This is a genomic window from Algibacter lectus, from assembly GCF_900112395.1.
In the GTDB taxonomy this organism is placed as follows: domain Bacteria; phylum Bacteroidota; class Bacteroidia; order Flavobacteriales; family Flavobacteriaceae; genus Algibacter; species Algibacter lectus.
In genome coordinates this window covers 475882-499205 of record NZ_FOLN01000002.1, presented here as the reverse complement: position 1 = coordinate 499205, position 23324 = coordinate 475882, and the positions used below count along the sequence as shown (strand labels likewise).

Below are 23324 nucleotides of genomic sequence, written 5' to 3'. Positions count from 1 at the left end.
ATGGAACCATATAGACTTAGAATTAACGGAGGTGTTTTATCACCAGGTGAATTAAAATATATTTGCGAAGCCGCAGAAAGTTTAGGTTTAGATGCTATTTCTTTCGGGTCTCGACAAGATATTATTTTTCCAGAGGAGATAGATAAAGAGAAGTTTTCTCAATTCGATAAAATTCAGTTTATAAAACCAAAGCGCGATGGTATAGAAAATATTGTATCATCGTACGTATCGGCAGATATTTTGCCAAGTACCTCTTGGCTTACTAGCGATCGTTACCTATATATATTAGAACAATTTAAGCACGATTTAAAATTACGCATCAATATTATAGATCCTAAGCAACGTTTGGTGCCCTTATTTACAGGTAATGTAAATTTCATCGCTTCAGAAAGTGAAGATTATTGGTATTTATACGTGCGTTTACCCGAGTGGAAAAAGACAGAAATGTATCCTGCTTTAATTTATAGTTGGGATATGGATAAGGTAGAGCTTGCCATAGAGCAGGTTTTGCAAGAAGAGCCAGAAACCATCGAAACGCTTTTTGATTTAGTAAACGATGCCGTAGAAACAAATAACCGTACGGTAGATAAACCTTTAGAAGTTCCTTTTTACCCATTTCCTTATTATGAAGGTATGAATCGTTTTGGCGACAAATACTGGCTTGGTTTGTATTGGAGAAACAATAGATACGATTTAACTTTCCTTAAAGACATGTGCGATTTGTGTGCAGAAAGTAAAATAGGTAAAATATGTATCACCCCATGGAAATCTTTTATAGTAAAAGGTGTGCCAATCGATTCTAAGTTAAAATGGGAAAAATTTCTTGGTAGTTACGGTATTAATGTGCGCCACTCTATGTTGGAACTTAATTGGCATTTACCCGTAAATGATAAAGATGCGCTAAACCTAAAAAAGTATTTAGTAACAAACTTCGATCAAAACGATATAAGTACCTATGGATTAACATTCGGGATTTCAAACTTCGAAAGCAAATCTTATCATTTCACATCTGTAGTTATAGAAAAAAACAAAAAGCCAGAGCTTTTAGGCGATTTTATTGTTCGCGACACCTACAATTTACTTTATGCTAAAAACTTCGATCCTAACACGGGAGAGTACATTATGCATGTGCAAGATGTAGATAAGGTAGAGCTTCCGGGTTTATTAATGGAGCTAAGTAAACTCTATTTTGAGCAACTCGGTACGCAACGTGAAGAAGTGAAAGCCGTAGAACCTAAAAAAGAAACTACCGAAGAGAACGTTTACCAATGTCAAGATTGTTTAACTATATATAATGAAGTCTTTGGAGATATCACTCAAGATATTAACCCAAATACACGCTTCGAAGACCTCGATGAAACTTACGAATGCTCCCTTTGCGAAGCGCCAAAAAGTAATTTTCAGAAAAAACTTTTAGTGAAATAATAATTTTTAGAAGCTATTACCTGCTATTCGCTATATCTTTTTTGTAGACCAACCTCGAGCTTATTGTTCATTTTTTAAAGCAAATTCTTTTAGTAAATAGCAGGTGCATCAATACATTCAAAAAAGGATGCCGCTGCTATCAGGGCTAAACTATCCGTTATCATTATTTTAAATTCCAACGTTTTCATTTTGTAATACCTAAGTACAAAACCTGTTCTAGCAAGGTAATCTGTGTTTAAAGATAATACTTACATTAAAACGGTATCAGTTTAAAAGACTTACAGTGTTTTAGGGGCTTATCGAAGTTTTTTTTAAAAATTAGATAACATCTTTAATTTATCAAAAACCATTCATCGACACTAAAGAGCTATTCAGCGCCATTAAAATTCAATTAGGCGAATTACAATTTTAAAACCGTTGTTTAGAACTATTTTTACATCAAATTCAAAGTAAAAAAATATAATACCCATGAAAACTCTCAACATATTATTAATAGAAGACGACATGATTGAAGTGATGAAGTTCCAAAGAACAATCTCATCTCTTAAATTAGATCACAAAATTATAGAAGCTAATAACGGTGAAGAAGCTCTAAAAATTTTAGAGAAAAAAGACGAATTACCTGACATAATTTTGTTAGATTTGAATATGCCGAAAATTAATGGCATCGAGTTTTTAAACATTCTTAAGTCGGATGATGTGTTGAAATATATTCCAACTATAATTTTAACAACCTCACAAAATCAAAAAGATTTATTGGAGTGTTACAAAATTGGAATTGCTGGCTATGTTTTAAAACCTTTGAAATATGAAGATTACGTTTCTAAAATGGAAAAGCTTTTAGCGTATTGGAGTATTAATGAATTAAAACAAATATAAATGAAAGGTATTGTTTTTACTGAATTTTTAGATTTAGTTGAAGATAAGTTTGGACTAGAAATGGTCGATAGAATTATAACCGCTTCAACTTTAAAGTCCGATGGCGTTTACACAGCTGTGGGTACATATAGTTTCTCCGAAATGCTGCAGTTATTAGAGCATTTAAGTGAAAACACAGGTATATCTATAGATAATTTACTGCTAGTTTATGCAGAACACTTTTTTAGTGTAATAGAGAAAAGTTACCCAGGGCTTTTAGCAACATACAAAGACCCTATAGAAATGATTTCTTCAATAGAAAACCATATTCATGTTGAGGTTAGAAAAATTTATCCAGATGCCGAGTTACCTACTTTCGAGGTGTTAGATAAAACCGAAGATTCATTGGTACTTATTTATAAATCAAGTCGTGCTATGCACCATTTTGGTTTAGGATTAATGAACAAAACATTTGAGCATTTTAATTCAACAGCTAAAATAGATTTAGAAAAAATAAAAGAGGACGGAACAGAAGTTAGATTTTTTATTCAAAGAAATTAATGAGTCAGGATCAGGCTGAAATATTACAACGCGCCCTAAAAAGAGAAAAAGCAGCAAGAAAAGCTGCTGAATCTATACTTGAAGAAAAATCGAGAGAACTTTTCTTTACTACCCAAAAATTAAAAAATTTACTAGACGAAAAATCTTCACAACTTCAAGGTGTTTTTGAAAACATTATTGATGCTTATGTTGTAATGGATATTAATGGTAACGTTATAAAATTTAACGAAGCTGCCACAAAATTATTTGGTTACGATATTGATAAGGAAGAAGTAAACGTTAATAACCTAATCTATAAAGAAGACTACGAGTATGCTATAAATTCTTTTATAGAGTTAACAACTAATGGTTTTTTTAAAGATTACGAAGCACGTGTTTACACTAAATCTAAAGAGGTAAAATGGGTGCATATTAATGCCAGTATTATTTTTGATAAAGATAAAAAACCAGTTGCCGCTCAAGGTATTGTTAGAGATATTAGCGATCAAAAAAGATCGGCAGAAAAATTAATAGAATCAGAAGATAGGCTATCTACACTTATAATAAATTTAGATAGTGGTATCATTCTAGAGGATGAAGATAGAAATATAGTACTCACAAATAATAAATTTTGTGAGCTTTTTGGTATAGATGCAAACCCAGCAGATTTAGTTGGTATGGACTGTAAAGCTGCGGCAGAACGAAATAAAGTTTTATTTAAAGAGCCTGAGGCATTTATTCAAAGAATGCAAGAAATTGATGCGGCCAAAGAAAATGTTATTGGCGATGAGCTCGAAATGGTAGATGGAAAAATAATAGAGCGGAGTTACATGCCTATTATAACAGGAAATGAGTATAAAGGTTACTTATGGACTTTTACAGATATTACTTTAAAAAGGACTTATAGAGATAGTTTAGAAGCTCAAAAGCAAAAATATTATAACATTATTGCTAACATGAATTTAGGTCTTGTTGAGGTCAATAACAACGACGAGATTTTAATGATTAACCAGAGTTTTACTGATATGTCTGGTTATACAGAAGAAGAGGTAAAAGGTGAAAATGCAGGTGTGTTTTTTGCCGCCGAAGATGTTCGACAAATAATTGAAGCAGAAAATGAAAAACGTAAAAAAGGACAATCTAGTTCTTACGAGCTTAAAGCTAAAAACAAAGCGGGAGATATTCGCTATTGGTTAATAAGTGGAGCACCCAATTACGATATAGAAGGTAAAGTTATAGGATCTATTGGAATACATTTAGATATTACCGAAATTAAAAATTTAGAGCTTCAAAAAGAAAAACTTCTTGAAAAATTAGAAAAAAGTAACGATGAGTTACAAGAGTATGCACACATTGTTTCTCACGATTTAAAATCACCTTTACGAAGTATTGATGCCTTGGTAAGTTGGCTAAAAGAAGATAATAAAGATAAGTTGGATGACATGAGTATGCAAAATTTTGCACTTATTGAAACCACTTTAGAGAAAATGGAGCAATTAATTACCGATGTTTTAAATTACTCGAGTGTTGGATCGGATATTGCAGAGAAAATAGAGGTCGATTTAGACGATATGTTAAATGGGCTCGTTACTATATTATATGTTCCAGAACATATCAAAATTAAAATACAAAAGCCCTTGCCAAAAATACAGGGCGACCGAACTAAACTACAGCAACTTTTTCAAAATTTAATTAGTAATTCGGTTAAGTTTATAGATAAAGAAGAAGGTAGTATTATAGTAGATTTTGATGATTTGAAAAGTCATTATAAATTTTCAATAAAAGATAATGGTATTGGTATTGATAAAAAATATCATGATAAAATATTTAAAATATTCCATTCTTTAAAGAAAAGTAAAGATTCGTCTGGTATCGGATTATCGATTGTTAAAAAAATCGTCGATTTACATGAAGGTGAAATCTGGTTAGATAGCGAGCCTAATATGGGAACCACTTTTTATTTCACATTAAAAAAATAGCCATGAAAACAGTACAATTAGTAAAACATAAAGATAAAGATTGGGAATACGTAATCGAAAAACAAGAATTAAAGGAACCTTTAGTTCTTGTTTTTGGAAATAGATATCTATTAGAAAACGGTACTATTTACGAAGAGCTTAGAGCGCAATTTCCCGACGGACATATTATTTTTGCTTCATCTTGTGCAGAAATTTCATCTAATACTGTAAACGATGATAGTATTACGGTTACGGCTATAGAGTTTGAAAAAAGTAACTTTGTTATTAAAACAAGCAACGTTTTAAATGCAGATTTAGACAGTTATAAAACCGGAAAAGATCTAATTAATCAATTACCACAAGAAGGTTTAAAATATGTGTTTGTAGTCTCGGAAGGTAGTTTTATTAACGGTAGCCAGCTTACTCAAGGTATGAGTGCTTCTACAGATGATAATTTAATTATTACTGGAGGTTTATGTGGTGACGATGCGCGTTTTGAAAAAACATTAGCATCTTATAACGAAACCCCTAAAGAAGGCGAGTTAGTTGCTGTTGGTTTTTATGGAGAAACTTTAGAAGTATCTTTTTCTATTCACGGCGGGTGGACACCTTTTGGACCAGAGCGTATTGTAACAAAATCTGAGGGTAATATTCTTTATGAACTTGATGGTTTACCAGCTTTAGATTTGTATAAAAATTATTTGGGTGAAAAAGCAAAAGACCTACCAGGTGCTGCATTATTATATCCTTTTAATGTAAAAAGTGAAGATGAGAAGCAATCTATTGTGCGTTCTATATTAAATATTGATGAAGAAAAGCATGCTGTAATTTTAGCTGGAGATATTGAAGAAAATGCTAAAGTACAACTGATGATGACTAATGTTGATAATATTGCAAATGCATCAGAACGTGCTGCTAGGCAAGCTTTGGAATACAGGAAAAACAAACCACAACTTGCTATACTTGTAAGTTGTATTGGTAGAAAATTGGTTTTAGATCAACGTGTTGAAGAGGAAATAGAAGAAGTTATAGAGGTTATTGGTAGCGATGCCGTTATTAGTGGATTTTATTCCTATGGAGAAATTGCACCTTTTCACGGTGAAGTAGCATGCCAATTACATAATCAAACTATGACGATAACGCTTATAAGCGAATAAATAATGAATTCATTACTGAAAAGACAAATACGTAAATTTTTAAGTGAAGAATTAAAAAACAATGAAGATTTATCTGAGTTTCTCAACGCGGTAGATCTATCCTATAATAATTTTGACGAACAATCTAGTATGATTCAAAGGGCGATGTCTATAAGCTCGGATGAATTATATTCCGCAAATCGAAAATTACAAAAAGAGGCTAATGAGCAAAAAGAAGTTATCGATAAACTTAAAAATGTAATTGATACTTTAAAATTTTATAATCTTAAGGAAGATGAAAAGCCTGAAAACGCAGAGTTATCGGGACCTAAGCTTGTCGATTTTATTGATAATCAAACTAAAGAGATTATCGAAATGAATAAACAAAAGCAATCGCTTTTGACAGAGTTGGCTCATCAAAACCAAGAGCTTAGTGATTATGCCCATATGGTATCTCACGATTTAAAATCTCCACTGCGTAGTATTGAAACTTTAACAACTTGGTTAAGAGAAGACTACGTTGGTTCTATTGATGAAAATGGTAAGAAAACATTAGATCTTATTAGGTCGAATGTAGAAAAAATGGATACCTTAATTACGGGTATTTTAGAGTATTCTACCATAGGTAAAAATCAAATTGATGTTTATGATGTTGATGTAGATAAACTTATAGACGATATTATAAAAACAATTCAAGCCCCAGAACATATTAGCATATCTAAAGCTAATTTACCTATTCTTAAAGGTGATAAATATAGGTTACAGCAATTGTTTCAAAACCTAATAGGTAACGCAATTAAATATAACGATAAAGCTCAAGGAACAGTTGAAGTAGGAGTAGAAGATGCCGGAGAATATTGGCAATTTCATATAAAAGACAACGGGAAAGGAATTGAAGAAACCTACTTTAATAAAATTTTTAAAACCTTTATTAAGTTAGAAAATAATCCAGAATCTTCGGGAATTGGATTATCTATTGTAAAAAAAATAGTAGAATTATACGGTGGGAAAATTTGGTTAGAATCTCAAGTTGATATTGGAACCACTTTTTATTTCACTTTAAAAAAATCACCAAATGGAACAGCCGAACCAAACTTACATTGATAGTTTATCTGGAGGAGACGAAGCCTTCAAGCAAAAACTAATAGATATTATTAAAAAAGAGTACCCAGAAGAGAAGCAAGTGTACTTTGATAACTATAATGCTAAAAATTTTAAATTAGCTGCAGATAATGTGCATAAACTTAAACATAAAATTAGTATTTTAGGCCTTGAAAAGAGTTATGATGTTGCTGTAGCTTACGAAACCAATTTATTGGAAGGTTCAATCGACCAAAAAGAGGAGTTTGAAGCTATTTTAAATGCCATAACTATATATCTTGAAGACCTCTAAATATTATTTATGAATTGTATTGTTATTGACGACGAAGCCACAGCTAGAGTAATTATTTCTCAACTATGCTCCAATGTGCCAAGTCTTAATGTATTAGAAGATTTCCCTAATGCCATGCAAGCCATAAAATATTTAAATCAAAATGAAGTAGATTTAATTTTCTTAGATATACACATGCCAGATTTTACAGGTTTCGATTTTATTGATACCTTAAAAAATCCACCAAAAATAATTTTAACGACATCAGATCCAAATTTTGCAATTCAAGCCTTTGAGTATGATTGTATTGTAGATTATTTGGTAAAACCTGTGTCGCAAGAACGCTTTGATAAAGCTATTTTAAAAGCAGAGGCAAAGCAAGTTACTCCTGTTAAAACGGACTCTAACACGGATAAAGCTGAAACAACCTCTGGCAATCACCTCTATGTAAATATTGATAGACGTTTAATAAAAATTGATATTCCAAGCATTTATTTGGTTGAAGCCAAAGGCGATTATATTCAAGTAAAAACAGAAGATAAAAACTATACAGTACATTCGACATTAAAGAAAATTGAAGATAAATTACCAGATGATTTGTTTTTGAAAGTACACCGGTCTTACATTATAAATATCAAAAAAATTATTGATATTGAAGATAATAGTGTACTTATAAAAAAGGATGTTATTCCTGTAAGTCGCTCTAATAGACCAGAACTTATGAAGCGTTTAAACTTGCTTTAATTTGTTTTTTGGGTAATTTTAGAAGTGTTTATTTTTGTGTCTTTATTATTGAAAAACTTATAAAATGAAGCCTTATTTTAAAAATAATTCAATCCAAATTTATAGAATATTAATAGGAATTGTAATGTAGTAAAACTATTTGCACAACCATTTTAAATAAATATTATCGTTGATATATAATAGTTTATATCGCAAAAGTAATATCTACTGATTTTTTCATCCTTCTTAATTGTTTTTATAAATATCTGATAATAATGATTAAAACATTGTTATTTCTCTAAATTACTCAACTAATCTAGACTTCTTTTGAGAATTGAATTTATTTTAATTGTCTTGTTTTTAACGTGTTAAGTGTTTGTTGATGTAGTTTGCCTTTCCAATAAAATAAAGTAAATCGTGTATTACAGCGTTTTTATCTGCTTATTATCGTTGAAATGTAGTTGAAAGTATTCGTCTTTTAAAATTTACCATTCGTCGACACTTCAAATTAAGCTAATCGAAAAACATAAAATTCAACTGTCTTTCCTTATAATTTTGTCATCAAATTAATCCAATCACGATGAAAAAATTATTACTTATAACCGCAGTTTTATTATCAACTTTTTTAACGTCTTGTTCTGTAGAAGAGGATATTAACACACCAGAAGAATATAATTCAGAAACCATTAATATAGAGTATACTCAAATGGATTATGATATTGCAGAGTTAATTAATGAGCACAGAATTTCTAAAGGATTAAACGAACTTAATATTTTAAACAGAGCATCAAAGGAAGCCATTTCTCACAATACGTACATGGTTAAAAAAGGAACTCCAAGTCACGATTTTTTTTACGTACGTTCTGAGAATCTAAAAAAGGAGGCTAATGCTATAGCAGTTTCGGAAAATGTAGGGTATGGTTTTAGTACGGCAAAAACTTTAGTTAAGGCTTGGTTGAAGAGCGAAGAGCATAGAAAAAACCTAGAAAATCCAAATTTTACCGATATGGGAATTTCATCACAACAAGATGAAAATGGAAGAAGTTATTTTACTAATATCTTTGTAAAAAGATAATAGCATAAACGGTTCAACGACATTAATCTACCATTCGTCTACACCAAAATTGAACTAAGCGAAAAATAAAATTTTAAACGTATTTCTAGAGTAAATTTACAGTATCATAAAACCCCAAACCATGACAACAAAACTACCTACCTTAAAAAACAAAATAGTAGTACTTACTGCACTATTATTTAGTTTAATAAGTTCTTCACAAAATACTCCATTTAATTGTGATTATAGCGCATATCTTTTTCAGTATAACGATGTTTATGCTATTGATTTAGCTTCGGGAAATTCATTTCTTGCAGCAGAAGATGTTACTCCAGGAAATATTAATGCAGCAGCCTACAATCCTGCAGATGGTTATATTTGGGGGTATGTAAGTACACCTGCTCAAACTATTGTTAGAATAGGAAAAGATTTTAAAACAACATCCTTTAACATTCCAGAATTTGATACTAAAAACAAGTATATTGGAGATGTTAATCCAGATGGTATTTATTTTTTGAAGGGTGGAGGAAGCACTTATTACAAAGTGGATTTAAATCCAGAATCTGATAATTACTCAAAATATTTATCTACAGAAACGTTATCTCAGAATATTAGTATTCACGATTGGGCTTTTAATGCTGTAGATGGTAATTTATATGCTTTAGAAAAAGGAACCAATATTTTATACAGAATTGATCCGGTAACTAGTGCTGTGCAAAGTTTAGGAGAAGTTCCAATTTTAGCAGGATTAAATTATACTTATGGTGCTGTCTATTTTGATGCTGATGGACGTTTTTACGTATCAGCAAATCAAACAGGAACTATTTATGTTATTCAAAGTGTTCAAAATTTAACTTCAGAATCTACAATGGATTCTAATTTATTTGCTTTTGGACCATCAAGTGCAAGTAACGATGGTGCACGTTGTCCTACTGCTCCTGTGGCTCAAGAAATTTGCGATAATGGTATTGATGATGATGGTGATGGGTTAATTGATTGTGAAGATCCATCTTGCTCAGGTTACACAGGTTGTCCAGTTTTACAAGTATCATCTACGTCTAGTGGTAACGACGGAGGTTTGGAAAGTAACAATAGATTATCTCAACAAATAAGTAAACGTAATTTTAATAGAGCAAAAAGTAGTTATAAATTTAATCAAACATTTGCAAAGCGTTTAACGAAGTCTAAAAACTACGGAAGATCTACAGCTACGAAAAACGGATCTTTTCAACTATCAGATTTAATGCCTTTAGAAGCGATTAACGAAGATAGCGTGATTGAATCGTCTCCAACAGATTTAATAGGAATTACAAATGCAACCGAGGTTTATTCGGTAGATTATATTAGAAATAACGAATCTGTAGCTTCAATTTTATTATTAAAAACGGAAGATGGTGTTTATGAGCACACAAAATATATTTGTGATCGTTTATTAGGTGCACAATTAATTTCTGTTTCAACTATTGAAATTAACGAACAACAGTTTATCAAATCTTTAATTAGAACTCTAGAAGGTACTGTAGAGTTTGTTTTAAGTCTTTCGGCTAAATCAATCAATAATAATCAAAATTTCGGAATAGAAAGTCACTGGAATTTAGATAAATATGAAGATAACGTAGGCTTTTATAATTTTCAAATTTGGTCTAATTCTTTGGATGACTTATTAAAATTAGGAGAAGAAGTTGTAAGTCTTTTAGAAGTTCAAAAACCAATAGATAGCTACAATAACTCAACGCCACCAACGGTGTTTGTTAGAACAGGGCATTATAACAATGGTAGATTAAATCTACAAATTGTAAATACAAATAGAAGTGAAGGTGTTGTTTTTGATGCTGGTGTAAGATCTACAGAAACACACGATGTAGAGTATGTTTCTACTAATATTGATTTAAGTGGAGATTATATTTCTAATATTGAAGTTGATGCTGGAAGCTTATTTGATATCGGGTTTAGAATTGGTGATGGTATACAAACTCCGGACGACTTATTCATGTCTGATGGGCCTTGGGGATATGATGATGCGGCAACAAGTACAGAGGTTACAGAATATATTGTAGCGACAAACACTGAAGACTTAAATGATGAAGACTTTAATATAGAACGTAACATTACTTTAAAGGCTAATACTAGCGAGTATATTGCAGCTTACAGAGCTTTAACACCTAAGTTCAACCCAATTGATTTATCAAGTTATAACAGCTTTAAATTTGAAGCTAAAGGTACAGGAACTCTTATTGTAAGATTAGTAAAAGAAAGTGTTGATAACTGGGAAACACAGTATAAAGCATCGGTTAATTTAACAAACACTATGTCTAGTTTTATTTTACCATTTGCTGAGTTCGAATCTACTAATGGAGAGCCATTAAATGCTAACGATGTAACATCTATAGTATTTACAATGCTTGCTGAAAATGGTGAAACAGTATCAAAAGAAATGACATTAGAACAATTACGTTTTGCAAAAGCAGGAACCTTATCTGTATCAACAATAAGTGAGGAAGATGGATTAGCAACTATGGCAACGCCTAACCCAATGACATCTAAAACAAGCATACAATTTACAGCAAATCAAGCTGAAGATGTTGAACTTTTAGTTTATAATCAACTTGGTAGCCTAGTTAATAAAATAGCTTTTAGTACAACACCTGGTGTAAATGAAATTGAACTTAATAGAGGAGATTTAAGCAGTGGTATTTATTTCTGTAAAATAAAAAGTAGTGTATCTCTTTACAAAACAACAAAACTACTCCTAGAATAATTAATAGCACATTACTCTTGTAGTATGGCGAAAGGCGCGAGTCTTTTGCCATTTTTTTGTTTAAATATTTAGGGAATCTGTTCCTGTTTTTTTGTTTAATTAATTGAATAGTATTCGTTTATTGTGATTTTTTTGTTAATCAGTTTAACTTGTTTTTTAGTTGAAGGCTTTATATAGAATACTATATTATTATTCCTTTTAATATGAAATATGAGCGTCTAAATATCTCTTTCTGGGATATAATTAAAACTACATTGATATAATTAAATTAATAGCATCTTGAATAGATTAAATACTCATTTAAATATGGTTAAGATTGTGGCTTTAATTTCCTTTTGAATAGGAAGATAAAGAAAGTAGTTTAAAATCTATCTTCATGTTAATATAACCAGACAGTTTCATTTAAAACATAAGCAGTTGAGCTATTCTAATTTTTTAATTGATATGCTGAGGCTGTATTGCAATTTAATACGTAATCTTGAAGCGTAAGTACTTAAGCCAAGCGTTACTCTTAGTAGTGTTAAAGCGTTTAAGTAGAGTAGGCTAAGTACAACAATTTATAAGAACAGAAGAGAGGTTTAGGCCTTGTGTTTTCATTATAAAACAAAAACATATCATTGATTTCGATACTTATAGAAAAGCAAAAAGCTCCAATACATTGGAGCTTTTTTTAGTGGAAAATATTTCAGTAATTATATTATAGAAATATCTAAAATATATAATAAGTTTTGATCTATTCTCTAAAAATAGGTGTATCGAAAAGTAACCATTTAAAACGCAAACCAACTTCGTTAAACGTAAAACCAGCAGCTGTTGCCGATGCAATATTACTTCGTGTACCATAGAAGTTTAATAAGGCACGTTCTGTAAACTTATAACCTAATTTTCCTTGTATGCGGTAAGTACTTTGGCTACTACCATCTTCAATATATTGTAAACCTGTTGCTGCGGTAAGCTCATAAAACCAGGCTTTTGGCTTAGTAATGCTTTCATCTTTTATAATGTTTACAAAAACCTCAGCAGCGTTAAATGTTTCAGGGCTAAAATATATAGTTGGTACTTGGTTTTTAAAAGTAATGTATTGGTAGTTTAAGCCTGCTTTTAAGGCTGGTTTGCTTAATATGTTATAGTATAAAGATGTGAAAAGTAAATTTCTAGCATTGTCATCATTTTGCCATGTGTAGAAATACTGAGTAAACCATCCTAAGTTAAAATTTGTACTTAAGTTGTAATTGGCATAAAGGTTATTCATTACAATTTCTCTATCTAATAATTCAGCATTAAAACTTTGTATTTCACTTTTAAAACCAATATCTAAAACCTGAAGTTTAAAAGGTTTTATATTTAAAGAAATATCACTCACTAATTGTGTGTAGTCGCTTGTGTTCGCTTTCGCGGAAGTCACTCCGGCGGTTCCTTTAAAAGTGATGTTAGGTAGTAACTGGTAAGATAGTCCTAATGAAAAATCGTTAGATGTGGCATCGTTATCCGTAACCTTATTACTTGTTGTTCTATACGAGTAGCTTGCCAACCACTTAAATTTTGTAGACGTTGGAAACTCTATATTGGTATTAACTGAAAAGGCTTTGTTGTCACCATTATCAAAAGAATAAGATGCTTTAGTTTCCCAAAAAGGAGTGAAGGTTGTATTTAGTGTTTTTATAAAATTAGAGGCATCTTTTTGTTTATCGTAAAATGTTAAGGTGTTTTCGGCAGATTTATAGGCGCCATCATATTTTCCAATAGCTTTTAAAGCGTTTGCTTTACCTAAATTACCATCAAAAGAACTTTCTTCATTTTCTAAGATACTGTTGTAATCTACAACACTATCTTTAAAGTTACTTTTGTAAATGTTTAAAGTTGCACGTAATGCTAAAATCCAGTTTTCGTTAGGGTGCTTTTCAATTAAATCATCAATTAAAACTTTAGCTTCCTTATATTTTTTATTCCAAATTAAAGCCTGAATATATCGAACTTGAGTTTGTTGTATCAGTGATTCATCTGTTAATTGCGGAATAGAACTATAAGCTTCTGTACTTACATTAAGCGCATCTTTTTCTTTTCCTTTTAAGTGTTTCGCTAAAGCGATGCCGTTTAATGCAATGGTTTTATTGTCTGGATTCTCAGCTATCGTTTTATATGTATTTTCGGCTTCGTCGAATTTTCCGGAAATTAAATAAAGATTAGCCAAATTAAGTAAGGTGTCTTTATCTCCTTCAAAAAGCGTTAAGTTCTTTTTTAATAATTCTTCGGCACCATCATAATCTTGTTGCTGTTGTTTTTGGTAAGCATAGCCTAAATAAATATATTTTTTAGAGGTTAGAGCATTTGGGTTTCCTGGCAAAACTTCGAGCGATTTATTCACATAGATTAAAGCATCGGCATATAATTTAAGGTTGGATAGCGTATTGGCATAACCTAATAGGGCAGCGAAAGATTTAGAATCTTCTTTTATTAAAATTTCGTAGTAAGATTTGGCATCAGGATAATTTTTATCCCAAAGTAAAGACTCGGCATAGTTTAATTTTATTTCAAAATCGTCAGGATATTTGCTCAATAATTCTGTAAAAATGTTAACAGCTTTGCCAGATTCACCTAGTAATCCTATAGCACGCCCATAGCACAATTTAGCGGTTTTATTGTTTGGGTAATCTTTTAAAACAGTTTCGAAAAACGTTTCTGCTTTAGCATACTTTCCTGTTTCTAAGTAAGTAAACCCCGTTTGCATATCTTGCGAAAAGGCAAAAATACTTGTAAGTAGCAAAACGAATAAAAGGCGAAAATTTAAAGGCATAATTATATTTTTATTATCTTGTTGCAAGTTAATCAATAGTATGCAATCATTCATCTATAGCAAACCGTCACTGAACGAAATTTAAGCGCCTTCTGTTGATTCTTCGCTGATTTTTGCACTGGAAATAAATTATTCTACTAAAGAATTAATCATTTAAAACCCCAAACCAATGCAGTTCTTTTCCCAAATTAAAGAAAAAAAAATAAAACCTGAGCAATTATTTATGCTTAGTGTTTTAGCCGTAAACGGAGGTAACTATTTATATAACTTAATTTTAGGTCGTATTTTAGGTCCTGCTCAATTTGCTGATGCCGCTGTACTTATAACCTTTTTATTAGTTTTAAGTTTTGCCGCCATGACGTTTCAGTTAGTAACGGCTAAATTCTCGGTATTATTCGAAAATGATATTTTTCAGAGTTTTATTTCTAAAGTTTATAAAAACGCACTAGCCGTTGGCCTTGCATTTGGTGCCCTTATTATAATATTTGCCGGAGCGTTACAAAATGTATTTAATACATCATCTTCAAATATGTTTGTTGTATTTGGTTTTGGAGTGCCTTTATATTTTTTAATGAGTGTAAACCGAGGCGTGTTTCAGGGAAAAAAATCATTTAAAAACCTATCGATAACTTATCAAACCGAAATGTTAAGCCGTCTAGTTATTACACTGGGTTTAATATTATTATTCGATATAAAATCTTCTGTGGTTATTGCTGTCGGGATCTTGGCATCGTTTGTGTTTGGCTTATTTCCCTTTAAGTATAAAAATTTATTTCCGAAGAAAGCTTTAGTATTGAGTCAAACACATTCAAAAGATATTCGTCATTTTTTTATAATTACGGCCTTTTACGAGCTGACTCAAATTATAATAAATAACAGTGATATTCTTTTAGTAAAACACTTTTTTGAATCTTACGAAGCCGGTTTGTATGCATCTTTAGCATTAATTGGTCGTATTGTATATTTCATCGCCTGGATGTTTGTTATGTTGCTTTTACCAACTGTGGTGGAGCTAAAAAAGGAAGGAAAAAAAACTGCGCCTATTTTATTTAAATACGTGGGTTACATTGCAGCTATTTCTATTACTATAATTTTGGTTTGTTTAGCTTTCCCTGAAACTATAATTACACTTCTATTTGGAGATAGTTACATTGCTATGGCTCCTCTTTTATGGAAATATGCTATTGCCACATCGATGTTCGCGATCTCTAATATTTTTGCTTATTACTATTTATCGTTAGATAAGTATGTGCCTGTAGTTATTTCTGGTGTATTTGGTATGCTTCAAATGCTATTAGTTATCTATTTTCATGATAGTTTAGAACAGGTTGTGTATATGCAAATTGTAGCTATGTTACTGCTGTTAGTGATACAATTAATCTATTTTAAATACGATTCTAGTAAAAGTGCTAAAACGCTTAATCTTAAGTAAGTTTCCATTTATCGACAGTAAACGACCATCGGTCTACAGTAACCCTTTTAATTAGTAATAATTACCCAAATTTGCACTGTAGATATTAATTATCATTTAATACCCCATATAATGAAGTTAGCAATTGTAACTGCATATCCGCCAAGTAAAGTCACTCTAAATGAGTATGCTTACCATTTGGTAAAACATTTTAGACAAAAAGAAGAGGTTACAGAGTTAATTTTGTTAACCGATAAAACCGAAGAGCCAAAGGATGTTGCTTTTACGGAAGATGGATGTAAAATTACAATTAAAGAATGTTGGGAATTTAATAGCTACAGCAATATAACAAGCGTTACTCGTGCTATAAACAATGTTAAACCAGATGCTGTATTGTTCAATTTACAGTTTATGAAGTTTGGTGATAAAAAAGTTGCCGCAGCTTTAGGCTTAATGTTGCCTTTGGTTTGTAAAATGAAAAAAATACCAAGTATTGTTTTATTGCATAATATTTTAGAAGAAGTTGATTTAGGAAGTGCAGGATTTACACAGAGTAAATTAATGCAAAAAGTATATGGATTTATAGGTTCTACTTTAACACGATTGATTTTACAAGCTGATGTTGTGGCAGTAACTATGCAAAAATATGTTGATATATTAGAGCACAAATACAATGCTAAAAATGTAAAATTGATACCTCACGGTACTTTTGAAATTCCTGAAATTCCAGATTTTAATGTACCTGTTTCACCAATGGAAATTATGACCTTCGGGAAATTTGGAACGTACAAAAAGGTAGAAGGGATGATAGAAGCTGTAGAAAAGGTTAGAAACTCTACAGGTTTGGATTTAGAAGTTGTAATTGCAGGAACCGATAACCCTAACGTACCAGGCTATTTAGCTAAAGTACGAGAAGATTATAAGCATGTACCACAAGTTCGTTTTACAGGTTATGTTGAAGAAAATGAAGTGCCAAAATTATTTAATGATAGTGCTGTAGTTGTATTTCCATATACATCGACTACAGGAAGTTCTGGAGTTTTACATCAAGCTGGAAGTTATGGTAAAGCAGTGGTTATGCCAGATCTAGGTGATTTAGCTTTACTAGTGCAAGATGAAGGTTACCGTGGTGAGTTTTTTGATCCAACAAGTGTTGATAGTTTAGCAACGGCTATTGAAAATATTGTTACTAATGAAACTTACAGACGAGAATTAGGAAAAACAAATTACGAAGCGGCAACGGCACACCCAATGTCTCAAATCGCTCAAATTTATTTAAATACGTTCAATAAAATAATTGAAAAACGCGCTTAATATTAGCGCGTTCGAAGTGTTGATTAATTATTGGATATATATCTGAACGCGGGCTTGGTCTCTCCATTTTTGTTGATAAAACCAAAATGCTCCTGAGCTCGTTTTCTCCAAGGAAGTCTACCAACGACTTCTTTTGGTACTTCTGTAAAGTCGTATAAAGTCCAAGATATAAAAGCAATATCATGTTTTTTAAATATGTCTTGTGCTTTTTTATGAAACACAGCCTGATCCTCATCGTTATCTCCAAAAGGCTTCCAAAACCCATTGTAGGAAGACATACCATACTCACCTAAAACAATTGGTTTTATTGGTATTTCTGTTTTTAAGTGGATGTATTTTTCTTCCAATACATCTAAACTTTCATAATAATGAAAGGATATAAAGTCTAGTTTATCTTTAAGTATGGGTGCACTATCTATATTATTCCACCCAACAGTTACAGCGTGTTCGCTATCAACAGATTTCACTAAATTTATCATATTATCTAGCCAAGCAATAACGATATCCTTTCCTCTAGATTCAAAATCTAAATTAGGTTCGTTTTTAATATCCCAAGCTAATAAGGCTTCATGGCTTTTTAATGCCGCTACAATGGTTTCTGCATGACGTTGGTTTAGTGTCCAGTCTAGCACAGAGTAATCTCCATAAAAATCAAAAAGCGTAACAATAACTTTTAGTTTTTCCGCTTCAGCGACATCTAGGGTTTGCTTTAATCGATCTAGTTTTTTGTAATCTACTGTTGCTTTGCCAAAACTTTCATAAGGCACAAAAATCCGTATCGTGTTTAAACCCGCTTTTTTTATAATTTTTAAATCTTTAGAAATGGTATCTAAATTAAACTTATCGCCATACATATTCCATGGGGAAGCTTGCGGATAATAATTAATCCCTTTTATTTTAAAATTATTAAGAGATATTTGAGCGTTATCCAATTCCTGGATTTTCGTGTTTTCTTTAACTAAATGTCTTGTACGCCAAAAACCATCTTCTAATAAAAATACCATTTTATAGGTAGATGTTTCTGTGGTTTCTAAAATTAAGGTATCGTTTTTAAAAACTCTCTTGTACTCTACAACATTATCATCGGTAACTACAGCAAGTTGACCGTCTTCACTATAAAATTCTAGGGTAGGGTGGTGTTCTAAAGTTGTAGCATCTATGGTGATGTTTTGTGCTTTGTTTAGTTCTATAAAGTTGAATAAATTTTCGCGAGCATTATCGGTATAATAATCTTTAATACCTGCTGGTTTATTGGTTTTGTAGGCTATTTGCTTTACATACCAAGCATCGAGATAGTTGTTTTGTAAGGCACTTAAGTTTTGCGAATCTATTGGGCGTCCTTCATTGTTTAAAGGCGCCCAAGTAACTTTTGGTAAATATTGTTCTACTTTTTGTATTTCTGTATGCAGCATAGTACTTCTATCTGCACCCGTGTTTAAGTAGCTAAATAAAGCACTTACACCAGAAATTATTAATGCTACAAGCATAATGTATGAGGCTATTAAAATGGTGCGTAATATGTTTTTACTTACACTTACCATAGTTTTGTATTATTAAAAGTTTTTTCTAATCCAGCGGTTTGGATTTTGATATTGTAGTTGTCCGGTTTAAAGATATCAGATTTTAGATAAAAATGAGCATATCCATCAACAGATGTTTTGGTATATTTTTCAAGAAGTATATCGTTTTTATAAACTAGAAGTTTTACTTGTAAGCCATCAGGAATCATTTGTTGCATAAAACTTTGGAGTGGACCCACATTGATGTCTCGTCCGTCTTTAGAAAATTCAACAATAAAATCTTCAATAACTTGTGTGTATGCTATGGTTATGGTGTTACTTTCAGACATACCTTCTACGTAGGCTTTAATGCTCCAATTGTCGCCATAATCTGGATGAATAATTTTAGCCGTAGCAATGCCATCTAGCGTTGTTCCTGAAGTTTTTAAAATGTTTCCACTTTTATTTGTGATGTAGAATATTACAAAAGTACCATCGCTTACAACGTTATCTTGCTTATCTTTTATTATTGTGGTTGAAAAGGTGGTCACTTGGTTACCATCGGCATAATTGTGAGGTCTGTGTGCCGAAATTTCAAAATCTACAGGCACGGCAGGCATAACGTTAATAGTGAATTCTTTGGAATTGATATTTAAACACTCCGATGATATGAGCATGCGTCCGCTTTCTTTTTTAGAATAAATATTTTTGAAAGCAATTAAGTTATTGGTAACAATATTATCGACTTCTTCTGAGGCTAAAAATTGATGCTTTGCATTTACAGTAGTATTCTTCGGAACGGGATTATCTAAAGAATCTGTTGGGATAATAACGAGCATGGTATAATCTTTACCTCCAGCCTCTATACTTGGCGGACCAATATAGGTTTCCATTGTTGCTACTTCGGGCTTAGGTACCATGTGAAATACTCCAGAAAGCGTGTTGCTTTTATAGATTAGCGACCAATTTACCACTCCAACTTTTTTATAAATATTTGCAGGGATTTGATAACGGAGTTTCTTGTTTTCTAATGTTGGGCTAATTAAAGTAGAGCCATAACTGTTTGAGCAATACAGCATAGGTTGCACGGCATCGGTAGTCGAAAACTCTAAAACTACGTTGGTACCAACAATATAATCGGTTTGTGAGGTTAGTAGTTTTATGCTCGCTGTATTTGAGTGTATAGATGTAAAGGATGATAATAAAATCAATCCTAAAATAAATAGATATGTACGTTTTAGTTGCATTAATTCGGGCTGCCTATATAAGTATTCATTTCAATTTTAATATAACTATAATCGGGATGCTCAATTTTTTGAAACTGAGTATTCGCATGGTTTTCAATTCGATTGGGCACTATTTTCTCTGAAATAGCATCGTTTGGTAAACCGTTAATAAAAATATTGGTCATATCATCATTAATAATTTTAACCGTACCATTTTTTAGAATCGGGTATTCAAAATGAAGTTTTCTTTGTTGCCTTATGCCTTCTTTTACAAACATATGGTCTACCCAAAGCATATTTTTATCTTCATTGTAATAGGTTACCAATAACTGAGGAATTGTGATTTCTTGAATGCCGCTATTAAATAAGTTTCCGTTTATAACGCCATCTTCAATGTTTAATTCACTTAAAACAATATTTTTGTATAAATCTGATCCCGATACATTACCGGCTACTTGTAAATTGAATTTTGTTGGTTGCTCTTCAAATTCAACGGGCGTAAATTCATCTGGATTAAAAGTATCTGGAATAGAATCTTGAGTTTTAGACCAAGCAATGCCTTCAAAATTAATTCGGAAACTACTAGATTCCTTTGGCATTAATTTATGCTTTATATGGTATTTGGCATTATAGGTTGCTAATTGCTTATTATCATCATTATAGAGTGTTCCTTTTAAAATAACATCGGCAGGTACATTATCAATATTTTGTACTTCACCAATAATAGCATAGTGGTTATCATATTTTACAAGTTTAGCAGAAAGTACTTCTAAAACAGGTTGTTTTAAAATATCTTCATGATGCGTTTGCTCTGTTGTAATACGCCTTCTACCTTGGTTAAAATATTTAGTTACATTATTAGAATATAGCTGGTCTGGAGGTAAATCGGAATTTAAATCATCGGGTTGTAAAAACCATTTTCCTTTGTGGCTAGACAAGGTTTTATAGTCAATCTTCTCTATTTTTTCTAATGGTGTAATCCATTGTGTAGTCACTTTTGCAGATGCTGTGCTATCATTATGCATGGTGACTTCGGTTTCTATAGCATCCATTTTGGCATAACTACTCAGTAAACCATCGGTAACCGATATTTCTAGCATATACTGTGCTATAGGCAGATTACTGTCAGGGTCAATTAAGCCATGTGCTGTTTCAAATTCTTTAAAATCTAACGCATCATAATAAGCCATAATAGCATTTTCTGGACTGCGCTGCGAATCGTTTTTAAGGTAGAATAAATAGATACCATAAACAACAACACACACCAATATAAGCGACCAAATATGCGTTATAAACAATACACCTCTGGGGAATTTAATGTATCGCGTAGGGTATTTTAAAAAGTCTGGTTTTTCTTTAATTTTTGTTTTTAAAGCATTAACCCATAGCATTTGTATGTTAATTACAAAAGCAATTAATACCGTTAAAAAAGGCATAATACCCCAAAGAATTTTTAACCATTTGGCTACATCTTCCTTTGGTAAAATAGCAGGAACAGGCGGAATATTTAAACGCTCCCAAACCATAATACCATTTTCTAATTGCCGTAAACGTTGCCAGCCACAATAGTAGAGAATGGGGTCGTAAAATTTATCGTTAGAAAATATATATTTTAGATTGTATTTTTCTGGTGTGGTTAAAAATTGCTGAAGAGATCCAATACCGGCAACACCTTTAAATTTAGAGTTTTCTAAACGTTCTATAGGGCGCGTTGTTAATTCTGGCAATCGTCTTGCAGAGTGGTAGTTCCCATCAACCGTCATGGCATTTGTTTGTGCACTTAACCAAGCCATCTGGTCTCCAAAACCAAGGGTTAAAAATCGCCATTTATCGTGATCATCTTGGTTTAAGAAATTCACAATAGGAAGCATTTTTATTTTTTGAGGTTGCGATGGCCTAAAGTAGCCTAAACTCATGGTGAACATAACCATAAACACAAATAAACCAGCAAGTATACCGCCAATAATTCTGTGATAAACAGCTCCAAATTTAGTTTGAATAAGTTCTTTTAAATCACCTTGTACAAACCGGTAAGCAAATTCACCAAACAGAGGGATAGACATAATGGAAGCCCACAGCGTAAAACGGTCTAAGGTTAAAATATTAAATGCCGTTTCACCAAGTATCTTTAACGGTACAGGTGTGGTACCACCAGTTCCTAAAATGGTACAAATGGTTATAGATAAACCAAAAAATAAATACCGCTTAGAATAGTATCTATAAAATATATAAGGCAAAACAATAAGTAAAGTACCCCAAGGAATCAAAAAGAATACTAAACCAGAAGATGTGATTTCAAGGAAATTATCGCGAGAGCCATGTGGTATAGGGACTTGCGTAATAGGGTTTGCTTTAGAGTTTATCCAATATGGCAGAATACAGAAAATAATAATAACCAGCGATAGCATACCGAAACTTACAATACGCTTAAAGAGTTTAAAAAAACTGTTTAAAAAAACCTTAAAGGTTACTTCTTTCATGGTGTTTACCTGCTCTCGAGATACATCCATAATAACCATACCAATTAAAGGGAATATGAAGAAGACCATCCCGAAAATAGGTGTTACATGGTGCGATGTTACAGTTACCGATATTAGCGATAGCGAGGTAACTAAGTACCAAAGTTTACCCGTTTTAAGCCATAAATATATTTCGGGTAAGGCATGCATCAATACTGATACACCTATAATACTAGGTAACTGACCAAATATATGTAACGTTTCTACAAAAGAAGACGAGAAAACGGCTAGAACACAAGCATATCCTGCCACCGTTTTATCCGATGTGATTAATAGAGAAAACCGGTAAGATCCCGTTATAAATAATACAATAGCAATAAGAGCTACAGTAAACATACCAAATTTTAGACCTCCAATTAAGGAGAAAAAACCAATGGATTGATGTACTAACGGCGGATAACTTTGAACTGTAAACCCCGTATACCACTCGTAATTCCAAGGCTCAAACCAACTGTTTGCATAATGATCAGCAAAAAATAAATGTATTAAAGCATCGTAAGTGGTTTCTAATGTAAAGAAAATAGAAGAGCCATGAAATGCGAGGCCAACTAGTAAGGCTACTATTAAATATTTATTAGATGTTTCTTTCATTAAGTGGTTTAAATCTCTAAGAGCTACATGGTAAAGATAAATAATTTCCTAAAGGCACATAATTTATTTATCTACAGAAATCTGCAACTCATCGACAGTTAAGCTAAGGTTAATCTAAATATAAATTTTAACATGGAATTCAGATG

16 protein-coding genes are annotated in these 23324 nt (G+C 31.9%); 12 read left to right on the top strand and 4 right to left on the bottom strand.

The window, feature by feature from the left end:
* The 10 genes from BM246_RS05185 (at window position 1) to BM246_RS05140 (ending at window position 11824) form a co-directional block, all read left to right on the top strand.
* Window positions 1–1425: a rubredoxin domain-containing protein gene (locus BM246_RS05185; RefSeq protein WP_074936256.1), complete on the top strand. Its 1425-nt coding sequence runs from the start codon at window positions 1–3 to the stop codon at window positions 1423–1425.
* 468 nt (window positions 1426–1893) lie between these two features.
* Window positions 1894–2304: a response regulator gene (locus tag BM246_RS05180; protein WP_042494833.1), complete on the top strand. Its 411-nt coding sequence runs from the start codon at window positions 1894–1896 to the stop codon at window positions 2302–2304.
* Window positions 2305–2844 (top strand): heme NO-binding domain-containing protein, encoded by a 540-nt coding sequence (locus tag BM246_RS05175; protein WP_042494834.1) that lies wholly within the window; start codon window positions 2305–2307, stop codon window positions 2842–2844.
* Entirely contained in the window at window positions 2844–4802 is a 1959-nt protein-coding gene (locus BM246_RS05170; protein WP_074936254.1) for a PAS domain-containing sensor histidine kinase, read from the top strand. Before BM246_RS05175 ends, BM246_RS05170 begins: the two co-directional genes overlap by 1 nt.
* 2 nt (window positions 4803–4804) lie before the next feature.
* Window positions 4805–5938, top strand: a complete 1134-nt coding sequence (locus BM246_RS05165) for an FIST signal transduction protein (protein WP_042503873.1) — start codon at window positions 4805–4807, stop codon at window positions 5936–5938.
* Between the two features lie 3 nt (window positions 5939–5941).
* Window positions 5942–7021, top strand: a complete 1080-nt coding sequence (locus BM246_RS05160) for a sensor histidine kinase (RefSeq protein WP_074936251.1) — start codon at window positions 5942–5944, stop codon at window positions 7019–7021.
* The gene (locus BM246_RS05155) at window positions 6993–7310 is read left to right on the top strand and encodes a hypothetical protein (protein WP_042494836.1); all 318 of its coding nucleotides are present in this window, start codon (window positions 6993–6995) and stop codon (window positions 7308–7310) included. Before BM246_RS05160 ends, BM246_RS05155 begins: the two co-directional genes overlap by 29 nt.
* Window positions 7311–7319: 9 nt before the next feature.
* Entirely contained in the window at window positions 7320–8033 is a 714-nt protein-coding gene (locus tag BM246_RS05150) for a LytR/AlgR family response regulator transcription factor (protein ID WP_042503876.1), read from the top strand.
* A gap of 559 nt (window positions 8034–8592) precedes the next feature.
* Window positions 8593–9087, top strand: coding sequence for a CAP domain-containing protein (locus BM246_RS05145; RefSeq protein WP_074936249.1), 495 nt, complete (start codon window positions 8593–8595; stop codon window positions 9085–9087).
* 121 nt (window positions 9088–9208) lie between these two features.
* Entirely contained in the window at window positions 9209–11824 is a 2616-nt protein-coding gene (locus BM246_RS05140; protein WP_074936247.1) for a DUF6923 family protein, read from the top strand.
* A gap of 733 nt (window positions 11825–12557) precedes the next feature.
* On the opposite strand, the gene BM246_RS05135 is transcribed toward BM246_RS05140, so the two are convergent.
* Window positions 12558–14618, bottom strand: a complete 2061-nt coding sequence (locus tag BM246_RS05135; RefSeq protein WP_042503952.1) for a tetratricopeptide repeat protein — start codon at window positions 14616–14618, stop codon at window positions 12558–12560.
* A 169-nt stretch (window positions 14619–14787) separates the two neighbouring features.
* On the opposite strand from BM246_RS05135, the gene BM246_RS05130 reads away from it, so the two are divergent.
* Together BM246_RS05130 and BM246_RS05125 are read left to right on the top strand one after the other, a co-directional pair.
* Window positions 14788–16050 (top strand): oligosaccharide flippase family protein, encoded by a 1263-nt coding sequence (locus tag BM246_RS05130; protein WP_074936245.1) that lies wholly within the window; start codon window positions 14788–14790, stop codon window positions 16048–16050.
* Window positions 16051–16161: 111 nt separating this feature from the next.
* Window positions 16162–17343 (top strand): glycosyltransferase, encoded by a 1182-nt coding sequence (locus BM246_RS05125; RefSeq protein WP_074936242.1) that lies wholly within the window; start codon window positions 16162–16164, stop codon window positions 17341–17343.
* A 23-nt stretch (window positions 17344–17366) separates the two neighbouring features.
* Here the strand turns inward: BM246_RS05125 and BM246_RS05120 are convergent, their stop codons facing one another.
* The 3 genes from BM246_RS05120 to BM246_RS05110 are packed head-to-tail and all read right to left on the bottom strand — an operon-like array spanning window position 17367 to window position 23178.
* Window positions 17367–18884: a glycoside hydrolase family 2 TIM barrel-domain containing protein gene (locus BM246_RS05120; protein WP_074936240.1), complete on the bottom strand. Its 1518-nt coding sequence runs from the start codon at window positions 18882–18884 to the stop codon at window positions 17367–17369.
* On the bottom strand, window positions 18878–20089 hold the full coding sequence (locus tag BM246_RS05115) for a hypothetical protein (RefSeq protein ID WP_052415277.1): 1212 nt from the start codon (window positions 20087–20089) through the stop codon (window positions 18878–18880). The genes BM246_RS05120 and BM246_RS05115 overlap by 7 nt, the downstream gene beginning before the upstream one ends.
* The gene (locus tag BM246_RS05110; RefSeq protein ID WP_074936238.1) at window positions 20089–23178 is read right to left on the bottom strand and encodes a hypothetical protein; all 3090 of its coding nucleotides are present in this window, start codon (window positions 23176–23178) and stop codon (window positions 20089–20091) included. Before BM246_RS05110 ends, BM246_RS05115 begins: the two co-directional genes overlap by 1 nt.
* Window positions 23179–23324: the final 146 nt, after the last annotated feature.

Bases quoted from the DNA above. Each gene is read 5' to 3' on its own strand.
- BM246_RS05130 (WP_074936245.1), top strand. From the start codon at position 14,788: ATGCAGTTCTTTTCCCAAATTAAAGAAAAAAAAATAAAACCTGAGCAA.
- BM246_RS05185 (WP_074936256.1), top strand. From the start codon at position 1: ATGGAACCATATAGACTTAGAATTAACGGAGGTGTTTTATCACCAGGT.
- BM246_RS05145 (WP_074936249.1), top strand. From the start codon at position 8,593: ATGAAAAAATTATTACTTATAACCGCAGTTTTATTATCAACTTTTTTA.
- BM246_RS05135 (WP_042503952.1), bottom strand. From the start codon at position 14,618: ATGCCTTTAAATTTTCGCCTTTTATTCGTTTTGCTACTTACAAGTATT.
- BM246_RS05120 (WP_074936240.1), bottom strand. From the start codon at position 18,884: ATGGTAAGTGTAAGTAAAAACATATTACGCACCATTTTAATAGCCTCA.
- BM246_RS05115 (WP_052415277.1), bottom strand. From the start codon at position 20,089: ATGCAACTAAAACGTACATATCTATTTATTTTAGGATTGATTTTATTA.
- BM246_RS05150 (WP_042503876.1), top strand. From the start codon at position 7,320: ATGAATTGTATTGTTATTGACGACGAAGCCACAGCTAGAGTAATTATT.
- BM246_RS05155 (WP_042494836.1), top strand. From the start codon at position 6,993: ATGGAACAGCCGAACCAAACTTACATTGATAGTTTATCTGGAGGAGAC.
- BM246_RS05125 (WP_074936242.1), top strand. From the start codon at position 16,162: ATGAAGTTAGCAATTGTAACTGCATATCCGCCAAGTAAAGTCACTCTA.
- BM246_RS05175 (WP_042494834.1), top strand. From the start codon at position 2,305: ATGAAAGGTATTGTTTTTACTGAATTTTTAGATTTAGTTGAAGATAAG.
- BM246_RS05140 (WP_074936247.1), top strand. From the start codon at position 9,209: ATGACAACAAAACTACCTACCTTAAAAAACAAAATAGTAGTACTTACT.
- BM246_RS05180 (WP_042494833.1), top strand. From the start codon at position 1,894: ATGAAAACTCTCAACATATTATTAATAGAAGACGACATGATTGAAGTG.
- BM246_RS05170 (WP_074936254.1), top strand. From the start codon at position 2,844: ATGAGTCAGGATCAGGCTGAAATATTACAACGCGCCCTAAAAAGAGAA.
- BM246_RS05110 (WP_074936238.1), bottom strand. From the start codon at position 23,178: ATGAAAGAAACATCTAATAAATATTTAATAGTAGCCTTACTAGTTGGC.
- BM246_RS05160 (WP_074936251.1), top strand. From the start codon at position 5,942: ATGAATTCATTACTGAAAAGACAAATACGTAAATTTTTAAGTGAAGAA.
- BM246_RS05165 (WP_042503873.1), top strand. From the start codon at position 4,805: ATGAAAACAGTACAATTAGTAAAACATAAAGATAAAGATTGGGAATAC.